The sequence below is a fragment of the Thalassolituus sp. UBA2009 genome (assembly GCF_002335285.1).
Classification (GTDB): domain Bacteria; phylum Pseudomonadota; class Gammaproteobacteria; order Pseudomonadales; family Oceanobacteraceae; genus Venatoribacter; species Venatoribacter alkanivorans.
In genome coordinates this window covers 39,088-56,678 of sequence record NZ_DDCJ01000101.1, presented here as the reverse complement: position 1 = coordinate 56,678, position 17,591 = coordinate 39,088, and the positions used below count along the sequence as shown (strand labels likewise).

The 17,591-nt window shown below is 54.7% G+C and carries 12 protein-coding genes; 5 read left to right on the top strand and 7 right to left on the bottom strand.

From position 1 onward, the window contains the following. Window positions 1-28: 28 nt before the first annotated feature. The 3 genes from B3P58_RS12755 (at window position 29) to B3P58_RS12745 (ending at window position 2,872) form a co-directional block, all read left to right on the top strand. On the top strand, window positions 29-1,219 hold the full coding sequence (locus tag B3P58_RS12755; RefSeq protein ID WP_286717933.1) for a DUF819 family protein: 1,191 nt from the start codon (window positions 29-31) through the stop codon (window positions 1,217-1,219). Between the two features lies 1 nt (window position 1,220). Beyond that, a complete protein-coding gene (locus tag B3P58_RS12750; RefSeq protein ID WP_286717932.1) occupies window positions 1,221-2,018 on the top strand; it encodes an SDR family NAD(P)-dependent oxidoreductase in 798 nt (265 codons plus the stop codon). A gap of 155 nt (window positions 2,019-2,173) precedes the next feature. After that, window positions 2,174-2,872, top strand: a complete 699-nt coding sequence (locus B3P58_RS12745) for an alpha/beta hydrolase (protein ID WP_286717930.1) — start codon at window positions 2,174-2,176, stop codon at window positions 2,870-2,872. A gap of 3 nt (window positions 2,873-2,875) precedes the next feature. Here B3P58_RS12745 and B3P58_RS12740 read toward each other — a convergent pair whose 3' ends face one another. From B3P58_RS12740 to B3P58_RS12730, 3 genes are all read right to left on the bottom strand, one after another. Continuing rightward, window positions 2,876-4,870: a methyl-accepting chemotaxis protein gene (locus B3P58_RS12740; RefSeq protein WP_286717929.1), complete on the bottom strand. Its 1,995-nt coding sequence runs from the start codon at window positions 4,868-4,870 to the stop codon at window positions 2,876-2,878. Between the two features lie 159 nt (window positions 4,871-5,029). Next, a complete protein-coding gene (locus B3P58_RS12735) occupies window positions 5,030-5,980 on the bottom strand; it encodes a diguanylate cyclase domain-containing protein (RefSeq protein ID WP_286717927.1) in 951 nt (316 codons plus the stop codon). Further along, entirely contained in the window at window positions 5,977-10,860 is a 4,884-nt protein-coding gene (locus tag B3P58_RS12730) for a PAS domain S-box protein (RefSeq protein WP_286717924.1), read from the bottom strand. The genes B3P58_RS12735 and B3P58_RS12730 overlap by 4 nt, the downstream gene beginning before the upstream one ends. 203 nt (window positions 10,861-11,063) lie before the next feature. Between B3P58_RS12730 and B3P58_RS12725 the strand changes: the two genes are divergently transcribed. Continuing rightward, the gene (locus B3P58_RS12725) at window positions 11,064-11,399 is read left to right on the top strand and encodes an ArsC family reductase (protein WP_255605610.1); all 336 of its coding nucleotides are present in this window, start codon (window positions 11,064-11,066) and stop codon (window positions 11,397-11,399) included. A 51-nt stretch (window positions 11,400-11,450) separates the two neighbouring features. Beyond that, window positions 11,451-12,482: a 2,3,4,5-tetrahydropyridine-2,6-dicarboxylate N-succinyltransferase gene (gene dapD, locus B3P58_RS12720; RefSeq protein WP_286717921.1), complete on the top strand. Its 1,032-nt coding sequence runs from the start codon at window positions 11,451-11,453 to the stop codon at window positions 12,480-12,482. A 41-nt stretch (window positions 12,483-12,523) separates the two neighbouring features. Here the strand turns inward: dapD and rfbB are convergent, their stop codons facing one another. The 4 genes from rfbB to pbpC all read right to left on the bottom strand — a co-directional run bounded on the left by rfbB (window position 12,524) and on the right by pbpC (window position 17,554). After that, a complete protein-coding gene (gene rfbB, locus B3P58_RS12715; protein WP_286717918.1) occupies window positions 12,524-13,594 on the bottom strand; it encodes a dTDP-glucose 4,6-dehydratase in 1,071 nt (356 codons plus the stop codon). Further along, window positions 13,594-14,481 (bottom strand): dTDP-4-dehydrorhamnose reductase, encoded by an 888-nt coding sequence (rfbD, locus tag B3P58_RS12710; RefSeq protein WP_286717916.1) that lies wholly within the window; start codon window positions 14,479-14,481, stop codon window positions 13,594-13,596. The genes rfbB and rfbD overlap by 1 nt, the downstream gene beginning before the upstream one ends. Next, complete coding sequence (gene rfbC / locus B3P58_RS12705) at window positions 14,478-15,020, bottom strand: dTDP-4-dehydrorhamnose 3,5-epimerase (RefSeq protein WP_286717913.1); 543 nt, start codon at window positions 15,018-15,020, stop codon at window positions 14,478-14,480. The genes rfbD and rfbC overlap by 4 nt, the downstream gene beginning before the upstream one ends. A 116-nt stretch (window positions 15,021-15,136) precedes the next feature. Beyond that, window positions 15,137-17,554, bottom strand: coding sequence for a penicillin-binding protein 1C (gene pbpC, locus B3P58_RS12700; protein ID WP_286717910.1), 2,418 nt, complete (start codon window positions 17,552-17,554; stop codon window positions 15,137-15,139). Window positions 17,555-17,591 lie beyond the last annotated feature (37 nt).

The following is a 17,591-nucleotide window of genomic DNA, read 5'->3' as shown; positions in this document are numbered from 1 at the left end:
CCTACAATAAAAATACCGAGGAATCATCGTGTCTGCTGTTATTACCCTGATTGCCTACCTGCTGGTACCAGCGCTGTTGGTTGTTCTTTGCCAGCGTGTCAGCTGGCTGGATAAAGCCGGCGTGGTTGTGCTGTCATTTGCCAGTGGTATTGCCCTGGCCGCCACCGGAATGTTGCCGGACCTGGCGGGTGCCGAAACCCTGAAGACCGTACAAACCAATCTGTCAGAAATTGCCATCGCACTGGCCTTGCCGCTGCTGGTGTTTTCCATTGATGTAAAAGCCTCATTCGGTATGGCCGGCGACACGATGAAAAGCATGGGTGTGGCCTTAATTGCCGTCATTATTGCCAGTGCCGCCGGGGCTTTTATTTATGCGGATTCGCTGGCCAACGTCTGGCAGATTGCCGGCATGTCGGTCGGCGCTTACACCGGTGGTGGGCCGAATATGGCCGCCATCAAGACCGCTATCGAAGCCGATGAAAATATCTTCACCACCATGATCACCTACGACATTCTGTTGTCGGCACTGTATCTGATGTTTGTGATGACACTGGCCAAGCCGATTTTCAGCCGCTTCCTGCGCCCTTACCGCAGTCAGGGCGAGCACGCTTATCACACTGAAGAAGAAAAGTTTGGTCATATGGCCGATGAAACCGCCAACGCCTACAAAGTGCTGGCCAATGTAAAAGCGCTGCCAAAGACCGCTCTGGCTCTGCTGCTGTCCGCCGTCAGCGTCGGTATCGCGGTGGGCGTGGCTTCACTGGTGCCGGGCAGTATGAGTTCTGCGGTGACCATCATTACCATCACCACGCTGGGCGTGCTGGCGTCTTTTGTGCCGGCCATCCGCAATCTGCCCAACAGCTTCCAGCTGGGGATGTACCTGATTCTGGTGTTCTGTTTCACCACCGGTACCATGACCGATACCAGTATTGTTACCAACCTGAACGTCGACCTGTTTGCCTATATCAGCATTATTCTGGTCGGTTCACTGATTCTGCAGGCCATCATTTGCCGCCTGCTGAATATTGATACCGACACGTTTTTAATCACCTCATCGGCCGCCATTATGTCGGTGCCTTTTATTCCGGTGATTGCCGGAGCGCTGAAAAACCGCGAGATCATTCTGCCGGGCTTTGCCGCGGCCATCATCGGCTATATCGTCGGTAATTATCTCGGTGTCGGCGTCGCCTTCTTTACCCGCTGGCTGCTTGGCGCCTGATATGTTCAGTCGGTGCGCGAACAGCGACCTGCAGAATAAAACCATCCTGATCGCCGGCGCTTCCGCCGGCATGGCCCGCCAGCTCGCGCTGTTGCTGGCACAGAGGCCTAACCGCTTTATTCTGTTTGCCCGCCGCCAGCACGAACTGCAGGAGCTGGCAGATCAGTTACGCGCACAGCAGTGTGAGGTACTGACAGTCTGCGGTGATGCCTGCCGGGAAGAAGACACTAACAATGCCGTATCTCTGGCAATGACTCAGTTCGGGCGTATTGATCTGGCGTTGCTGAATGTCGGTGCTGGTCCTGAGCAGCGTATGGCAGAAACCTCCGTTGCCGATATCCGCCAGTGTATGGAACTGAATTACCTGAGTCTGGCGAATTTTCTGCCGCCGCTGATCACTGCCATGTGCAGCCAGCAGGCGGATAAACGCGGATTACGTGGCACCATCGCTCATACCAATTCTCTGGCCGGATTCATTGGCTTACCCATGCAGGGGCCGTACAGCGCCGCCAAAGCCGCCGCCCGCTTGCTGATGGACAGCTGCCGGGTTGAGCTGGAACCTGAAGGGCTGAAATTTATTTCGCTGTATCCGGGCTTTGTGCAGACCGCACGGGTTAACCAGTACGATATGCCCGCCCCTTTTGCCATCAGCGAAAGCAAAGGCGCAGAACGGATGCTGCAGGGCCTTCTGAGTGGCCGTGACGACTATCTGTTTCCCGGCCCGTTAAGCTGGCTTATCCGTCTGGCACGTGTCCTGCCCAAATGCGTCAGTAAGCGGCTGTTGCGGCGCGTACTCTGAAAATGCACCGCGTACTCTGAAAATGCACCGCGTACTCTGAAAATGTGCCATATGCTCTGAAAATGTACCGTGTGCTCTGAAAATGTACCGTGTGCTCTGAAAAACGCACAGACAAACAAAGCGTTATACTGGCCACCTTATTCGTGGAGCCATTTATGACCAGTCCAACCTATCAGCGCCAGAATTTTCCCGACCGCATCGTACTGGAACCTTCAACACCAGCCGACAGCTGTATTATCTGGCTGCATGGTCTGGGCGCCAGCGGTGATGATTTTGTCCCGGTGCTGCCGCATTTGTTACAGGCTTTCAATACCACTCAGCCCCCCGTGCTGCGCGCCATTTATCCGCATGCACCACAGCAGCCCGTAACCATTAATGGCGGCATGGTGATGCCCAGCTGGTACGATTTACTGGCCACCAGCCCCAGACGTCAGATTGATGGCCAGCAACTGAGCGACTCCGTACAACGCATTCACACCCTGATCGATCAGCAAATTGCCGCGGGTATCGACAGCCGCCGGATTCTGCTGGCCGGCTTCTCTCAGGGTGGAGCCGTTGCTTATGAAACCGCCTTCAGCTATCCGCAACCACTGGCCGGGTTAATGGCGTTATCAACCTATATTGCCCGCCCGCTGCAGATAAACGCCGCCAATCAGCATCTGCCGGTGCTGATTGCTCATGGTGATTATGATGCCGTGGTCAGCCCGGAGCTGGGCGAAGAAGCCAGCTTATTGCTGGCACAGTCAGGTATCAATGCAGAAAGCCACCGTTACCCGATGGCACATGAAGTGTGTCTGCAGGAAATTCAGGATTGCGGCCGCTTTGGCGACCGCTGTTTAAGCACAAGGGTTTAGGTGCTATTTCGGGCTGAGCACAAACTCAGCCGCCAGGCTGGTCAGTTTGCCGGCCAGCTCCCGCTGCTCTTTCGCCGTTTTTCTCATAAAGTTAGACGTCGCGACGGTGTGCTCGGCAATTTTATAAATACTGCGCACACTGCCTGCGACTTCCTGATTGGTGGCCACCTGCTCTTCGGCCGCTGCGGCTACCTGATCGCTCATATCACGGATGGTTCGCACCGCACTGCGGATATGGCCCAGTTCCTCGTCCAGCGATGAAGCCAGTTTTACCGTGTTCTGTACCGCTTCCTGTGATGATTCTACCGCCACAAAGGCCTGTTTCGACTCCTGCTGAAAACGGCCGATAATGCTTTCAATTTCTGAGGTTGAATCCTGTGTACGCTGCGCCAGTGTGCGCACTTCATCGGCGACCACAGCAAAGCCCCGCCCCTGTTCTCCGGCCCGCGCAGCTTCAATAGCAGCATTCAGTGCCAGCAGGTTGGTTTGCTCGGCAATGGATTTGATCACATTCAGCACACCACCAATGGCACCGCTGCTGTCGTGCAGGCTGCGGATCACCGTCGATACCTGATTCATCTTTTCATCCAGCTGACCGATGTAATTCAGACTGCTTTGCACCGCTTCGCCACTTTTGTCAGCCGTGTGGTTAGCCGCATCCGACTGATCAGCGACCCGCTGGATATTGCCGGCAATTTCTTTGGTGGCAACCTCCAGCTGACCGATTGCGGTAACGACCTTCGCGGTTTCATTCTGCTGCAGATCCATTCCCTTGGTACTGAGTGAAATGGTGACGTGGTTCTGCATGGAAATCAGCGTCAGCTGCTCAGAGATCGCGGTGATGTGTTCTACCATCGATGCCATCCGCGCCATCATCTGATTACAGGCGCGTGCGGCTTCGCCCAATTCATCATCCAGCAATACCGGCACCCGCTGGTAAAGGCACAGATCATTTCCTGCGGCGGTCAGGCCGATATGCAGTTGTCGTATCTGCTGGTACAGCAGATACGACAACCAGAAGGCCAGCAATGCGGTAACACTGACGGTGATAACAGCAATCAGTATTCCCAGCCAGAATTCCTGCCGGGTGTCCTGCAGAATCCCGCTGGCATTATCCAGCAGCGCTTGCTGCTGCCCGTCTTCCAGAATTTTTAATGCCTCAATTCTCTCTGTCGCTGCCGCAAACCAGTCGGTGGGAGATACCCCGAAGCCGCTGTCGCCCTGCAGCGCTTTTTCACGTAAACGTGAGACGTTCTGCACTGCAGCTGACTGCTGGAATTGACGGTACGCTGCCAGAGCCTGAGCATCCGCAATGCGTTCAAAGCTCTGCAGAAATGCATCCTGCTCCGATACCAGACGAACAAAGCGGGCGAACAGTTGTGGAGTAAAAGCATCTCTGGCAAATACATTACTTAAAACCGCCCGCTCAATACCTGCCCGCTCTTTGCCCTGCAGAAAACTGTAATACGCCTGCAGCTGGCGCACGGTTTCACCATGGCCGGTAAATTCGCTGGCCAGTGCCGGTACAATCAGCAGCCGGTCTATGGTTTGGGTATAAAACGCCAGAACATCAGGCAACGCTGCGGTCTGCGCCAGTACACTCTGGCGCAATGTATTGAGCGTTTTCAGATTAGCCTGTGCATCATTGATGGCCTGATTCAGCTTGGGGTAAGTATTGAAACTCTGCTGTTGCAGAAAGTCGCTCCAGCCACGGATGCGCTCATCCGCTATGCGCTGTTGCTGCGGCAACGCCTGAGCAAACGTCTGTCCTTTACTGCCCAGAAAACCTGCGGACATACCACGCTCTTTCTGCAGTTCGTGCGCCAGCGCACTGTTCAGTGCTGAAATCTGCACCAGTGCCTGAATATCGGACAACTCCTGCATGTGATTCAGATTGCTGAGCAACCAACGCCCCTGCAACGACAGCAATGCCAGTAAAGGCACAGCAATTAACAGCAGTAATTTGCCTTTTACGCTTAATGATTTCAGCAGTCCCATGCTGAGTCTCCCTGTGAATCCGGTGTCTGGCATTCAGAATAGACAGATTGACAAAACTCACAGGTAGGGTGATTGACAGATACGACAAAAGCCTCAGATATCTGTACGAACTGGCGGGTATATATCCAGAAATAAGGCTGATATGGCTGGCGGAGAGTATTAATCTGACAAACCGGCTGAACGGGCGCAGTTACGGCCATCATGTTTGGCACGATAAAGCTGTTCATCGGCCATATTGAGCAGGTTTTCAATACTGGAAGTGGAATCCGGCAGCAGTGTCGCAACACCGGCGCTGATGGTCAGGTGCTCACCAGCAGACGACATGGCATGGGGAATATTCAGCGCCCGGACGGAATCCAGCAGACGCTGTGCCAGTAACGTGGCTCCGCCATTATCAGTATCGGGCAACAAACAGGCAAACTCTTCCCCGCCGTAACGGGAGAGGCTGTCATGCGGACGCTGTAATGCAGAACGCAGAGCATGGGCAACATCGCGCAATGCTTTATCACCGGCCAAATGCCCGTAGTGATCGTTATATTGTTTAAAATGATCAATATCGATAAGAATCAGCGACAACGGCTTCTTATCCCTCCGTCCCTGACGCCAGTGCAACTGCGCCTGCTCATCAAAACGACGACGGTTTGCCACACCGGTTAAGCCATCCTGCATTGCAATTGAATGCAGAATATCACGCTGCAATTTCACCACCACGTGAGTCCTCACCCGGACAGAAACGAGCGCAGGGTTGATTGGCTTGGTTATAAAATCGACGGCACCCACATCAAATGCCCGTACTTCGTCGACGACATCCTGCTGTGCGGTAACAAATATCACCGGGAAGTTTTCCAGCGTCTGGTCGGCCTTTAATGCTGTGCAAACCTCATAGCCATCCATATCCGGCATCATAATATCAAGCAGCATAATATCGGGTGGGTTCTCGCTGCACATATCCAGCGCCTGACGGCCACTGGTGGCCATAAAGACGTCAAATTCTTCTTTCAGGATTTCATGCAGCGTGCGGATAACCAGTGGCTGATCATCAACAATCAGCAAACGTGGTTTATGCGCCAGACCAGGGATTAACTCCGCCAGTGTCTTTCCTGAATTCATTCCCACTCCTGCACATCGGTTAATGTGTGCTGTGCTGCCCTGAAATCCAGCTGCTCAATCTGCTCCAGCAACTTACTGAATTTTAGTGTATTTCCGGGAAAACGCGCCCGCGGCCATTGTTCAATCAAGGCCAGTGCCGCCATATTGTTTTCCCGCAGCAGGATACCGAGCTGAGTTAACGCTGCGCGCCAGCGTTCGGCCGGCCAGTTATCACTCGTTTGCTGTTGTGGTTGTTGTTCTTTCTGCTGCTGAGCATCAGCAGAAGAAATCATCTCCACCAGCGCCTGATGTGAAACCTGCAGCAACTGCTCAAGCTCAGCGAGCAGAGCTTCACCATCGGAATCCTCGGCTGCAACATTATCTGCAGCACTTATTTCTTTAAATTGCTCTTCCAGCTCGCTGCTGCGCCGCGCCAGGGCAACAGCCCCCATGGTTGCGGCAGTACCCTTAAGGGTATGCAGGGTCGCGCTGCTGTCCTGCCAGAGCCGCTGCTGCCATTGCTGTCTCAGTGTCTGCAGCAGTGCGCTCATATCCGTCAGGAAGCGTTCGGTCATACTGGCCAGCAAACGGCGGTTATGGCCAAAGCGCCGTAACAGGGTGTCCATATCCTCAACTATAGTCATTGCCACAGGCTCCGGCGCTGAAGGGACCCCAACCAACTGCCGCAGAACATGTACCAGATCATCCAGATTGACTGGTTTACCTACGTGGGCATTCATTCCTGCAGCAACACAAGCCAGCCGGTCAGCTTCTGAAACATTAGCCGTCATCGCCACAATTGGCAGCCCGGCAAAGCGGCTGTCAGCACGGATACGCCGTGTGGCTTCCAGACCATCGATATCCGGCATCTGCATATCCATAATCACGGCGTCATAGCCCCTGTTCTGGCTGACAACCTTATTAACACCCGTTAAACCGCCTTCAGCCAGATCCACAACAGCCCCTTCTGCCTGCAGGAGTTCAAAGGCAATTTCACGGTTAATTTCATTATCTTCCACCACCAGAATTTGCAGGCCCGCAAGACGCTTCTCGCTTTCTGAAGGGAGCACAGAGGATGGTTCAGGCAGGCGCAGTGCACGGGCGACGGCCTCTGACAGCTGCACCGGAGTCAAAGGCTTGCTGAGAAATTCGCGGAATGGTGGATTGTCACTGCAGAGAACCTCACCCAGAAACTCCCGTCCATAGGCGCTGATCAGTATTACCGCCGGTGCCTGCTCAGCCAGAGCATCGCTGATGGCCTGAGCCACTTCCACTCCGTCAGCATCCGGCAGACGCCAGTCCAGCAGCACGGCCTGATAAGGTTTTCCCTGGCGATGAGCGGCAACAACCGCAGCCACTGCTGCGTTACCATCCGGTTCCAGATCAACCTGCCAGCCCAGTGAACGGCCATCGCGCTGCAGAAGTTCTGCACTCAGAGGGTGATCTTCCACCAGCAGAATCCGCGGTTCCGCTAGTGCCGGAGCGAAAACCGGCGGCTTATAAGGTTCGGCCAGCACAACAGGTAATTCCAGATCAAACCAGAAGCAGCTGCCTTTACCCAATTCGCTGCGCAGATTCAGTTCAGAGCCCATCATCGCAGCCAGACGTTTGCAAATCACCAGGCCCAGGCCGGTACCGCCAAAGCGGCGACTGGTTGAAACTTCTGCCTGGGTGAAACCTTCAAAAATACGCTGTTGATTCTCCGCAGAAATACCAATACCGGTGTCTTCAACTTCTATACGGAAGCAAACATCTGCAGCCACCATTTTCAGCTGCCGCACACGGACTCTGACGTATCCGTTCTGGGTGAATTTCAGCGCGTTACCAGCCAGGTTAATTAATATCTGTTGCAGACGATTGCTGTCTCCCAACAGGGTTTGTGGCAGCGACAGATCCAGATCAAATACCACCTCGACCGGCTTACTGCCCAGATTGCCAGAAATCACCACGGCCAAATTGCGCATGATTTCATCAAGGTTAAACGGGTGAATATCGAGCTGCAGTTTGCCCGCTTCTATCTTTGAGTAATCAAGAATGTCATTCAGCAGGCTGAGCAGCGAACCTGCTGCACTCTGTGACTTAGTGACATAGTCCCGCTGCCGTGCGCTGAGGCTGGTCTGTGCCACCAGTTTCAGCATGCCCAGTACAGCATTCATCGGAGTACGGATTTCATGACTCATATTGGCCAGAAACGCTGATTTTGCCGCACTGGCAGCATCCGCAGCATCTTTGGCTTCACGCAGGCGGGTTTCGTACTGCAACTGCTCGGTGATATCGCGGTTAATCCCGGTTACCCGCAATAAGGTGCCATTTTCCAAGCGCTCAACCGCGGCTCCGGCCTGAATACTGCGTTCACTACCATCCGGCAGCACAATGCGGAAAACCGGATCATAAACACCGCGGCCTTCGACTGCAGCCTGCAATGCTTCCTCTGTGCGGGCCAGATCATCCGGATGAAGGCGCATCCGCCAGTGTTCATAATTCAGACCATTGCTGCGCAGGCTGAGCGGTTGCTGGTACAGCTCAAACATACGGTCGTTCCATTGCAGCTCATTATTTTCCGGCGTCCAGGACCAGACCCCTAATTCGGCAACCTCAGTCGCCATTGCCAGCTGAGCGGAGGTTGCCGCCAGAACCTTCTGCTGCGCCCGTTCTTCACTGATATCGGTCATAATACCGACAACAATACGCTCCCCTCCCAGGTTCATGGCACCAAGGCTGATCTGTACCGGAAAGACGCTGCCATCTTTACGCCGGGCCTGAATTTCGCGGTTAATACCAATCACCCGGTTGCCGGTCATTTCACGGAAACGCTGCATATAAAGGTCGTGACGTGAGGCAAAAGGTTCTGGCATTAACAGGCTGACATTCTGGCCAATTACCTCCTCAGCCAGATAGCCGAACGTTTGTTCACCGGCCGGATTGAACGAGCGGATGGTGCCAAAACTATCGATGGTAATAATCGGATTAACTGCGGTATCAAGAATAGCCTGAGTAGTCACCAGACTTTTTTCCAATGCTGCTTCACTGGCTTTACGCGCGCTGATATCGACTGCAATGCCCAGATAACCAACGATCTCACCTGCAGTATCGCGCATCGTCGTTACCGACAGGCTGACCAGCAAACGCTGACCGTTTTTGCGTATGTAGGTCCATTCGCGGGTTTCGGCACCCGTCCGTTCCGATTGATGAACAAAGACGCGAAAGCCGCGAATTTCTCTGCCATATTCGCGCTCCAGTTCAACCGAACGGGCTTCAATCTCTTCTGCGGCGTGCAACACCGCCGGCGACTGAACACCGACAAATTCTTCCGCGCGATAGCCCAGCATACATTCAGCCCCCTGATTAAACAGAGTGACGATACCGTTCTTGTCGGTGGCAATAATTGAAACTTCAGAAGCGGAATCAAGCACGCTTTGCAGCAGCTGACTGAGGCGTTGTGCCTCGCCGGCACGCTCTTCCACCTGACGTTCCAGATTGGTGTTCAGCTCGAGGATTTTCGCCTGCGCGGCTTTTTGTCCGGAGATATCGCGGACGCTTTCCGACACCCCTACCACTTTACCTTCCGTGTTGCGGATTACGGCATAGGAAACCGACACATCCAACAATGAACCGTCGGCACGGCAGCGTTGTCCCTCCTTCGGCAGCAAGTGTTCCCCCTTTGAGGCAGCAACGCATACCTGATGCTCTTCTTCCTGTAATTCAGGTGGAATAATCAGCTCCATTAACGGGCGTCCCAGGGCATCCGCTTCAGCAATACCAAACATTCTGGCCGCTGCCGGATTCCAGCTTTGTACATGACCATGACAGTCCTGACTGATGATGCCATCGGCCGAGCTTTCAACGATGGAGGCCAACCTTCTCTGCTGCGCCAGAAACTCTCTGCGCCGCACGCGGCTGTTGATCTGCATCGCCAGCAGCGCACTGATAAGCACACTGATAAGAGAACCCAGGGCAAAAACAATCGCTGGTGAAGGCAGATTCAGTTCACGGATAAAAGAGGGATAAACCCTGAAGCGGAATTGCCAGTGGCGACCGTAAATGGTGCGCTCAATCTGATAGCCGCCAATATTTGCAACCGCAGCGGGGGTTTGGTTATTAAAAAAACTGACCGGTTGCTGTGCATCGGTAATATCGACAATTTCCAGCGCCAGCTTATGCTCGTGCAAGCGCAGATCTTCCATCACCTCTGCCATTAACAACGGCGCATAACTCCAGCCATAGCCAAACTGTTCACGCCCGGCCTGGGTCTGCGGCGTTTTACCGCCCTGATAGACTGGCATAAGAATCAGAAATGACTGTTGCGGGCTGCCGGTTGCCTGCACCAGCGTAATCGGTCCGGTTAGGCGTACCTCACCACTGAGCAGGGATGACCAGGCGGCTTCGCGGCGATTATGTTCTGACGCAATATCCAACCCGACCGCCGCGTCATTACGCTCTACCGGCTCAATATACTGAATAACAAAGCGTTCACCGCCATGAGGGGTGAGCTGGCGGATACGGAAGTCCGGCCAGCCATCAGCCTGAGCTGTCTGTATAAAACGTGTTTCATCAGCTTCCGCCACCCGGCGAATAAAGCCGAAGCCGCGGGCGCCGGGGAATTCTTCATCAACATCGCGGGTGGCACTGTAACGCTTTACCAGATCGCGGCTCAGGTCATCACCCGCAGTAAGAATGGCGCCGCGCATACCTCTGAGACCGTATTGATAAAGCTCAATGCGACGCTCTACCTGAGTGGTCAGGCCATGCGCCTGCCTGTTCAGCGAGTCGTGCAGACGCTCTGCATTTAACTGCCTGATTTTGACCGACAGAAACAGGCTGATCAGCAGCCCCAGCGTCAACGCCAGCAATACCCAGCGCCAGAGCTGGCGATGCTTCCCTTTGGTTATAACGTTCGGCACGCAGACGTCTCCTTATTGTCCCCCAAAAAAGCGCCTTCGCGCGCTATCGCCAAGCCTTTTAAGACTAGCTACCCCTGCAGGGATCACCAGCGGCTGAACCCTTTCCCACCTTCTGGTATCCTTGCGCCTCTTTTTTGCCAGAACGCCAATGCCAGCGTTCAGCCGCAATGTTCATCCGCAAACAGGAGCGTACCGTGATCACCATGTACGGCATTAAAAACTGCGACACCATCAAGAAAGCCCGTAAGTGGCTGGAAGACGCCGGTGTTGAATACCAGTTTCATGACTACAAGAAAGACGGCTTAAGCCCTGAATTACTCGATGGCTGGATCAGCGAACTGGGCTATGAGGCCCTGCTGAACAAGCGCGGCACAACATGGCGCAAACTGGCAGACGACATCAAAGACAATATTGATGAAAGCAGCGCCCGTGCAGTGATGCTGGATAATCCGTCCATTATCAAACGCCCGCTGCTGGATACCGGCAGCCGCAAAGTACTTGGCTTCAGTGTTACCGAATACACCGACCTGAACTTCTGAACTGACTTAATTAAATAGAACGCGCATCAGCGCCCGATCTGAGGAATGACTATGACAAACGCATTTGCCCTGGCCATTGGTGTCGGCACCAAAAACAGCAAAGGTGACTGGCTCGAAGTATTTTACCCGCAGCCACTGCTGAACCCGGCCGCTGCCCTGATTGACGCGGCCAAAAGCGCTCTGGGCTATGAAGAAGGCAACGTTGCCCTGGATGTTGACGGTGGCGAACTGGAAGCCTTTGCTGCGGCACTCGACAGCGCCGATCCGCTGCAGGCTGCCCTGGCCCGCGCCTGCACCGAAAGCGAAAAGCCGGTTGTGGTGACTATTCTGGCCGCCGATGAACAGGCTACATCCACGCCTGAGGTTTACCTTAAGCTGCACCTGCTGTCTCACCGTCTGGTAAAACCACACGGTCTGAATCTGGCCGGTATGTTCGGCCTGCTGCCCAACGTGGCCTGGACCAATAAAGGCGCAGTCGACCTGGATGAACTGCCGGCCGCACAACTGGAAGCCCGCCTGAACGGCGACCTGCTGAGCGTAAACAGCGTGGATAAATTCCCGCGCATGACCGATTACGTGGTACCGAAAGGCGTGCGTATTGCACACACCGCACGTGTGCGTCTGGGCGCTTACATTGGCGAAGGCACAACCATCATGCACGAAGGCTTTGTTAACTTTAATGCCGGTACTCTGGGCGTTTCTATGGTTGAAGGCCGCATCTCTGCCGGTGTTGTGGTCGGTGACGGTTCTGATCTGGGCGGCGGTTGCTCGACCATGGGCACACTGTCTGGCGGCGGTAACATCATTATTTCTGTCGGTGAAAAATGCCTGCTCGGCGCCAACGCCGGTATCGGCATCCCGCTGGGTGACCGCTGCACCGTTGAAGCCGGTCTGTACATCACCGCCGGTACCAAAATTCAGGTGCTGGACGATCAGAAAAACGTGGTTGAAGTGGTTAAAGGCCGTGATCTGGCCGGTAAATCCGACCTGCTGTTCCGTCGTGATTCCATCACCGGTGCCGTTCAGTGCGTTACCAACAAGAGCGCCATTCAGCTCAACGAAGAACTGCACGCCAACAACTGAGGCAGCAGTATTTAATGCGGCTGAGCGTTCTGCTCAGCCCGTTAATGAGCCGCAAACCAGTGCGGATGCTGCAGATACCAGCGCACGGTATCCAGCATCGCAGCGGCAAAATCATGCTGCGGCATAAATCCTAATTCCCTGCTGATTTTTCCGGCATTAATGGCGTAACGCATGTCATGCCCCGGCCTGTCCTGCACATGGGTAATCAGCTGTTGCGAACGTCCGGCGATGGCACTCAGGGCCTGCGGATAACGTTCTGCCAGCGAGGCATCGCGGGCAAACTCATCGTTGAGAAGGCCGCACAACAACTGAATAAACTGCAGATTGGTCTGTTCATTATGGCCGCCGATATTGTAATTGCTGCCTGCTTTTCCGGCGCCAAGAATACGATCGATACCTGCTGCGTGATCCTTTACATATAACCAGTCGCGTACCTGCTGACCATTACCGAATACCGTTAAAGGCCGCTCAAACAGAATGTTGGTAATCATCCGTGGCATCAGTTTTTCCGGATACTGGTAACGGCCGAAATTGTTGGAACAATTCGATAAACTCACATTCAGCCCGTAGGTTCTCGCCCAGGCATTTAACAAATGATCAGACGCCGCTTTGGTGGCGGCATAAGGATTACTCGGCTGATAACGGCTGTGCTCGCTGAAAGGTTCACCCTCTTCACCCAGATCACCGAACACTTCATCGGTTGAAACATGATGAAAACGATGCGGCAACACCGTATCGCCCGCCTTAAGCGGCTCTTCAATCCAGACCTGCCGGGCTGCCTGTAACAAATTCAGCATGCCGACAATATTGGTTTCGACAAATTGTTCCGGTGCACTGATCGAACGGTCGACGTGGGACTCTGCAGCAAAGTTAACGATCGTATTCAGGCGATAAAAAGCCAGTAAATATTCAACCAGGCTGCGGTCGTTAATACTGCCCTGCACAAATACGGTATTCGGCCGTTTTAACGCCTCAGCTAAATTGGCTTTATTACCGGCGTAACTGAGGATATCGAGCACCACAATAAAATCCTGCGGATGCTCTTCCTGCCAGTATTCAACAAAGTTGGCCCCGATAAATCCCGCACCGCCGGTTATCAGTAAACGTTTCATCAGAGAGATTCCAGACTACGCTGCAGGCTTGCGCGCCAGCAGACAGGTTGTCGTTGCAGCCGGGCATTTAATGCCGCCGGCTCCAGTGCGCTAAACGCAGGACGTTCGGCGAGAATCGCCGGATTATTTGCAGCATAGGCAACACTGCTGAGCGGGGTAATTTCGACCTTTTGTGTTAACAGCCCAAGGCTAAGCGCCTGCCGCTGTATTTCACAGGCAAATTCATACCAGCTGGCCACACCGCTGCCCGCCCAGTGATAAACACCCTGTAATTGCCCGTTATAAAGCAGCCACGCAGACTGCCAGATAACTTCAGCCAGCTCTGTTGCGGAAGTCGGTGACCCGTACTGGTCATCCACCACCTGCAGATCACGACCGGTCTGCATCAGGCCAAGCATGGTACGTAAAAAATTATGGCCATAATGGCTGTACAGCCAGGCGCTGCGGATAACCAGCAGATCGTCTTTTAAAATACCTACCGCCTGTTGTTCACCCGCTAATTTAGACTGACCGTAAATATTCAGCGGGCCGGTTTCAGCCTCCGGCGTCAGCGGTGTATTGCCGCCTGCGGAAAACACATAATCGGTGGAAAGATGCAGTAAACGCGCGCCCTGCTGACGACAGATTTCTGCCAGTACCGCAACGGCCTGAGCATTTACGCGGTACGCTTTTTCTGGCTGAATTTCTGCCTGATCGACGGCGGTAAACGCGGCGCAGTTAATCACCAGCTGTTGTCCGTCACAGGCCTGGCGCAATGCGTTGTCGTCGCAGATATCCAGTGCCTGATGATCACAGGCGCGCAGTCTGACCCAGTCCGGGCAGCTTGCCTGCAGACTCCGGCCCAGCTGACCACCGGCACCGGTCAGTAATACGTTAACCGGCGTCATACGAAATAATCAGCCTGTTTAAACGAGGTACCCCGTGCGTCTTTTTCAGACAATTTTGGCTCGCCCTGTAACGGCCAGCGGATAGCAAGATCCGCGTCATCCCAGCGCAGAATGCGTTCACTTTGTGCGTGATAATACCCGCTACAGCGATACAGACATTCGGCCCGTTCACTCAGGGTATAAAAGCCGTGGGCGAAACCCGGCGGCACCCATAACTGGTGGCGGTTGTCAGCGGATAATTCGAAGCCCTGCCAGCGGCCAAAGGTTGGCGAAGAGCGGCGCATATCGACAATCACATCAAACACACGGCCTGCCACCACACGCACTAATTTGCCCTGCGGTTGTTCCAGCTGGTAGTGCAGACCGCGCAAAACCCCCTGATGGGAAGCTGAATGGTTATCCTGCACAAAAACCGCGCCGCCGGTCAGATCGTCCAGCCATTCCTGACGGAAGGTTTCCATAAAGAAGCCGCGCTCATCTTCATAGAGTCTGGGTTCAATAATGTACACATCGTTAAAGACGGAAGACGGCGTCAGCATGGTGGTATCCACAAAAGAAAGCGGCAGCGGAGTAAATAAATACGAAGCGCGCGCGTTATAGCACGCGTCCGCGTAAACCAACAGCCTGCCGCGACCGGAAAGCATAAGGGTCAGGTTTATTCTACCTGCAGTGTACGCCGGTCTAACTCGCCCTGCGCATCCATCACCACCACTTCCTGTTCACCGGTCACGCTGAAGCGGTAGCTGAGGGTTTCGGCCTCACCACTGCTGCCAACGTGCAGCCCATTCACATACCAGTCGCGCTGGCCAAGACCGCCCTGAGCGTGCAGAGAAATTTCCGGTAAGGCAGCGCTGCCGCCGGCACGGGTACGGCTGGAGCGCAGAATCAGGCCATCCTGAATACCGGTAATCTGCAGTGGCTCCAGCGCCAGCGCCGGAGGCTCGCTGCAGCGCGGATCAACGGCGGGTAAACGGTTACGCAGGCGCTGACTGGCCGGCAGCCAGTGTTCCAGCGGTCGTGGCCAGAGTGCCAGCTGATGCGCTATGCGTGCGGGCACATCACAACTGCCATCAACCAGCAGGCCGCGCTCGCTGGTCCAGTAGGTTAACGGGTTACGCCATAAACCATCGCTGCGTTCATCGCGTAAGGTCGGCGGCAGCTGACGCCGTACCAGCCAGGCTTTATGGGTCTGGAAGCACTGATCGGCCGGCGTTTCCGCGGCACTCTTACCCAACGGCCAGCAAATGGTTTCCTGACTGACCTGCTCTGGCTGCGGCAACAGCTCAGGTTTATGTTCGATGCGGTCAAATAGCTGGAACAACACCGGCAGCGCACTGAGCGCACCATAATGTCCGGGCGATGGCGTACCGTCCGGACGGCCAAACCACACACCAATGGTATAAGCCGGTGTTACCCCAACCGCCCAGGCATCACGGAAGCCATAACTGGTACCGGTCTTCCAGGCGATGCTGCGGTCGTTATCCTGCAGGGCATAGCTGCGCGCACGGTCCGGACGCGGACTGCGCAACATATCATTCAGCACCCAGGCGGTTTCTGCCGAAAATAACCAGCGTGAGCCGGCAGCCGATGGTGACTCTTCCGTCAGATAACGCAGCGGCCACACCTGCCCCTGATTAGCGATGGAGGAATACAGCTGCACCAGCTGCGCCAGCGATAACCCACCACCACCCAGCGCCATACTCAGGTTGGCTTTACCGTCACCGGGAATACGGTAGCGTGCTCCGGCATTGGCAAGAGCGGCGGCAAAGTGCTCCGGAGTAACGGCTTCCAGCACCTGCACGACCGGTAAATTAAGCGACTGCCGTAACGCCTCAGTGGCCGACACCGGGCCGGAAAAATGGCGGGTAAAGTTTTCCGGCTGATAGTCGGTAAAATAACGCGGTACATCGCGCAATAAACTGGCGGAGTGAATCAGCCCGTCTTCTATCGCCAGACCATAAATAAAAGGTTTTAAGGTTGAGCCCGGCGAGCGCTGCGCCTGCACCATATCGACATGGCCAAAGCGTGAATCGTCGGCAAAATCGGCCGACCCGGCATAAGCCCGGACTTCGTGGCTGGCATTATCCAGCACCAGAATGGCGGCAGAATGACTGGGCGGAAAACGCTGAATTTCCTGCGCCAGATAATCTTCTATCTCGTACTGTAAATCGGCATCCAGCGTGGTTTTAATCAGGCTTTTATCGGCATTTTGCCGGCGTAATTCCCGCGCCAGTAACGGTGCCAGCTGCGGCGTATGCGGCTGATAGGCCAGCACAGGTTCCAGCAGCGCCTGCTGATAATCCGTCGCTGTAATCACGCCAAATTCCAGCATCCGCTGCAGCACTTTATTACGTGCATTTAACGCCCGCTGCGGATAGCGGTCGGGGCGCAGGCGTGACGGCGCCTGCGGTAATACCGCCATTAATGCCGACTCGGCCAGCGATAAGTCCAGTGCCGGTTTATCCAGATATAAACGGCTGGCCGCCCCTACCCCTTCAATCACGCCGCCCATGGGCGCGTAATTTAAATACAGGGTGAATATTTCCTCTTTGCTGTAATGCCATTCCAGCTGCAATGCCCGCAGTGCCTGTTCCAGCTTGCCGCCGACGGAACGGGAATGCGGGTGAAAACGCCGCGCCACCTGCATGGAGATGGTCGAACCACCGGATACCACACAACCGCAGCGCCAGTTTTGCCAGGCGGCACGCAGCAGCGCGAAAGGATTTATTCCGGGGTGATAATAAAACCAGCGGTCTTCATAATTCAGTAATGCATCTTTATAAAAAGGCGATACTTCGCTCAGCTCTACCGGATAACGCCAGACGCCATTGCTATCGGCAAAGGCACGCAACGGCCGTTCATGGCGATCAACCACCAGCTGGGCAAAATCATTCTGCGCGCCTTCTGTCTGGCGTTGTGGATCGGGTACGGCCAGTGGCCATAACCAATCGGCACTTTTTAACAGCAAACAAAAAAATACCAGCCACAGCAAAAAGCGGGCTGCCCTGTTCTGTGGCAGGCGGAAAAAACGTGCCGCGTTAAACGCGGCACGATTGGCGGGTATGTTACTCACTCAGAGGACTCTTCTGACTGACACTTCAACATCAGAG

What these genes read in the sequence shown, in the direction of transcription:
- B3P58_RS12745 (WP_286717930.1), top strand. Translation starts at nt 2,174, where the DNA reads ATGACCAGTCCAACCTATCAGCGCCAGAATTTTCCCGACCGCATCGTA.
- rfbB (WP_286717918.1), bottom strand. Translation starts at nt 13,594, where the DNA reads ATGAAACGTTTACTGATAACCGGCGGTGCGGGATTTATCGGGGCCAAC.
- dapD (WP_286717921.1), top strand. Translation starts at nt 11,451, where the DNA reads ATGACAAACGCATTTGCCCTGGCCATTGGTGTCGGCACCAAAAACAGC.
- B3P58_RS12735 (WP_286717927.1), bottom strand. Translation starts at nt 5,980, where the DNA reads ATGAATTCAGGAAAGACACTGGCGGAGTTAATCCCTGGTCTGGCGCAT.
- rfbD (WP_286717916.1), bottom strand. Translation starts at nt 14,481, where the DNA reads ATGACGCCGGTTAACGTATTACTGACCGGTGCCGGTGGTCAGCTGGGC.
- rfbC (WP_286717913.1), bottom strand. Translation starts at nt 15,020, where the DNA reads ATGCTGACGCCGTCTTCCGTCTTTAACGATGTGTACATTATTGAACCC.
- B3P58_RS12750 (WP_286717932.1), top strand. Translation starts at nt 1,221, where the DNA reads ATGTTCAGTCGGTGCGCGAACAGCGACCTGCAGAATAAAACCATCCTG.
- B3P58_RS12725 (WP_255605610.1), top strand. Translation starts at nt 11,064, where the DNA reads ATGTACGGCATTAAAAACTGCGACACCATCAAGAAAGCCCGTAAGTGG.
- B3P58_RS12740 (WP_286717929.1), bottom strand. Translation starts at nt 4,870, where the DNA reads ATGGGACTGCTGAAATCATTAAGCGTAAAAGGCAAATTACTGCTGTTA.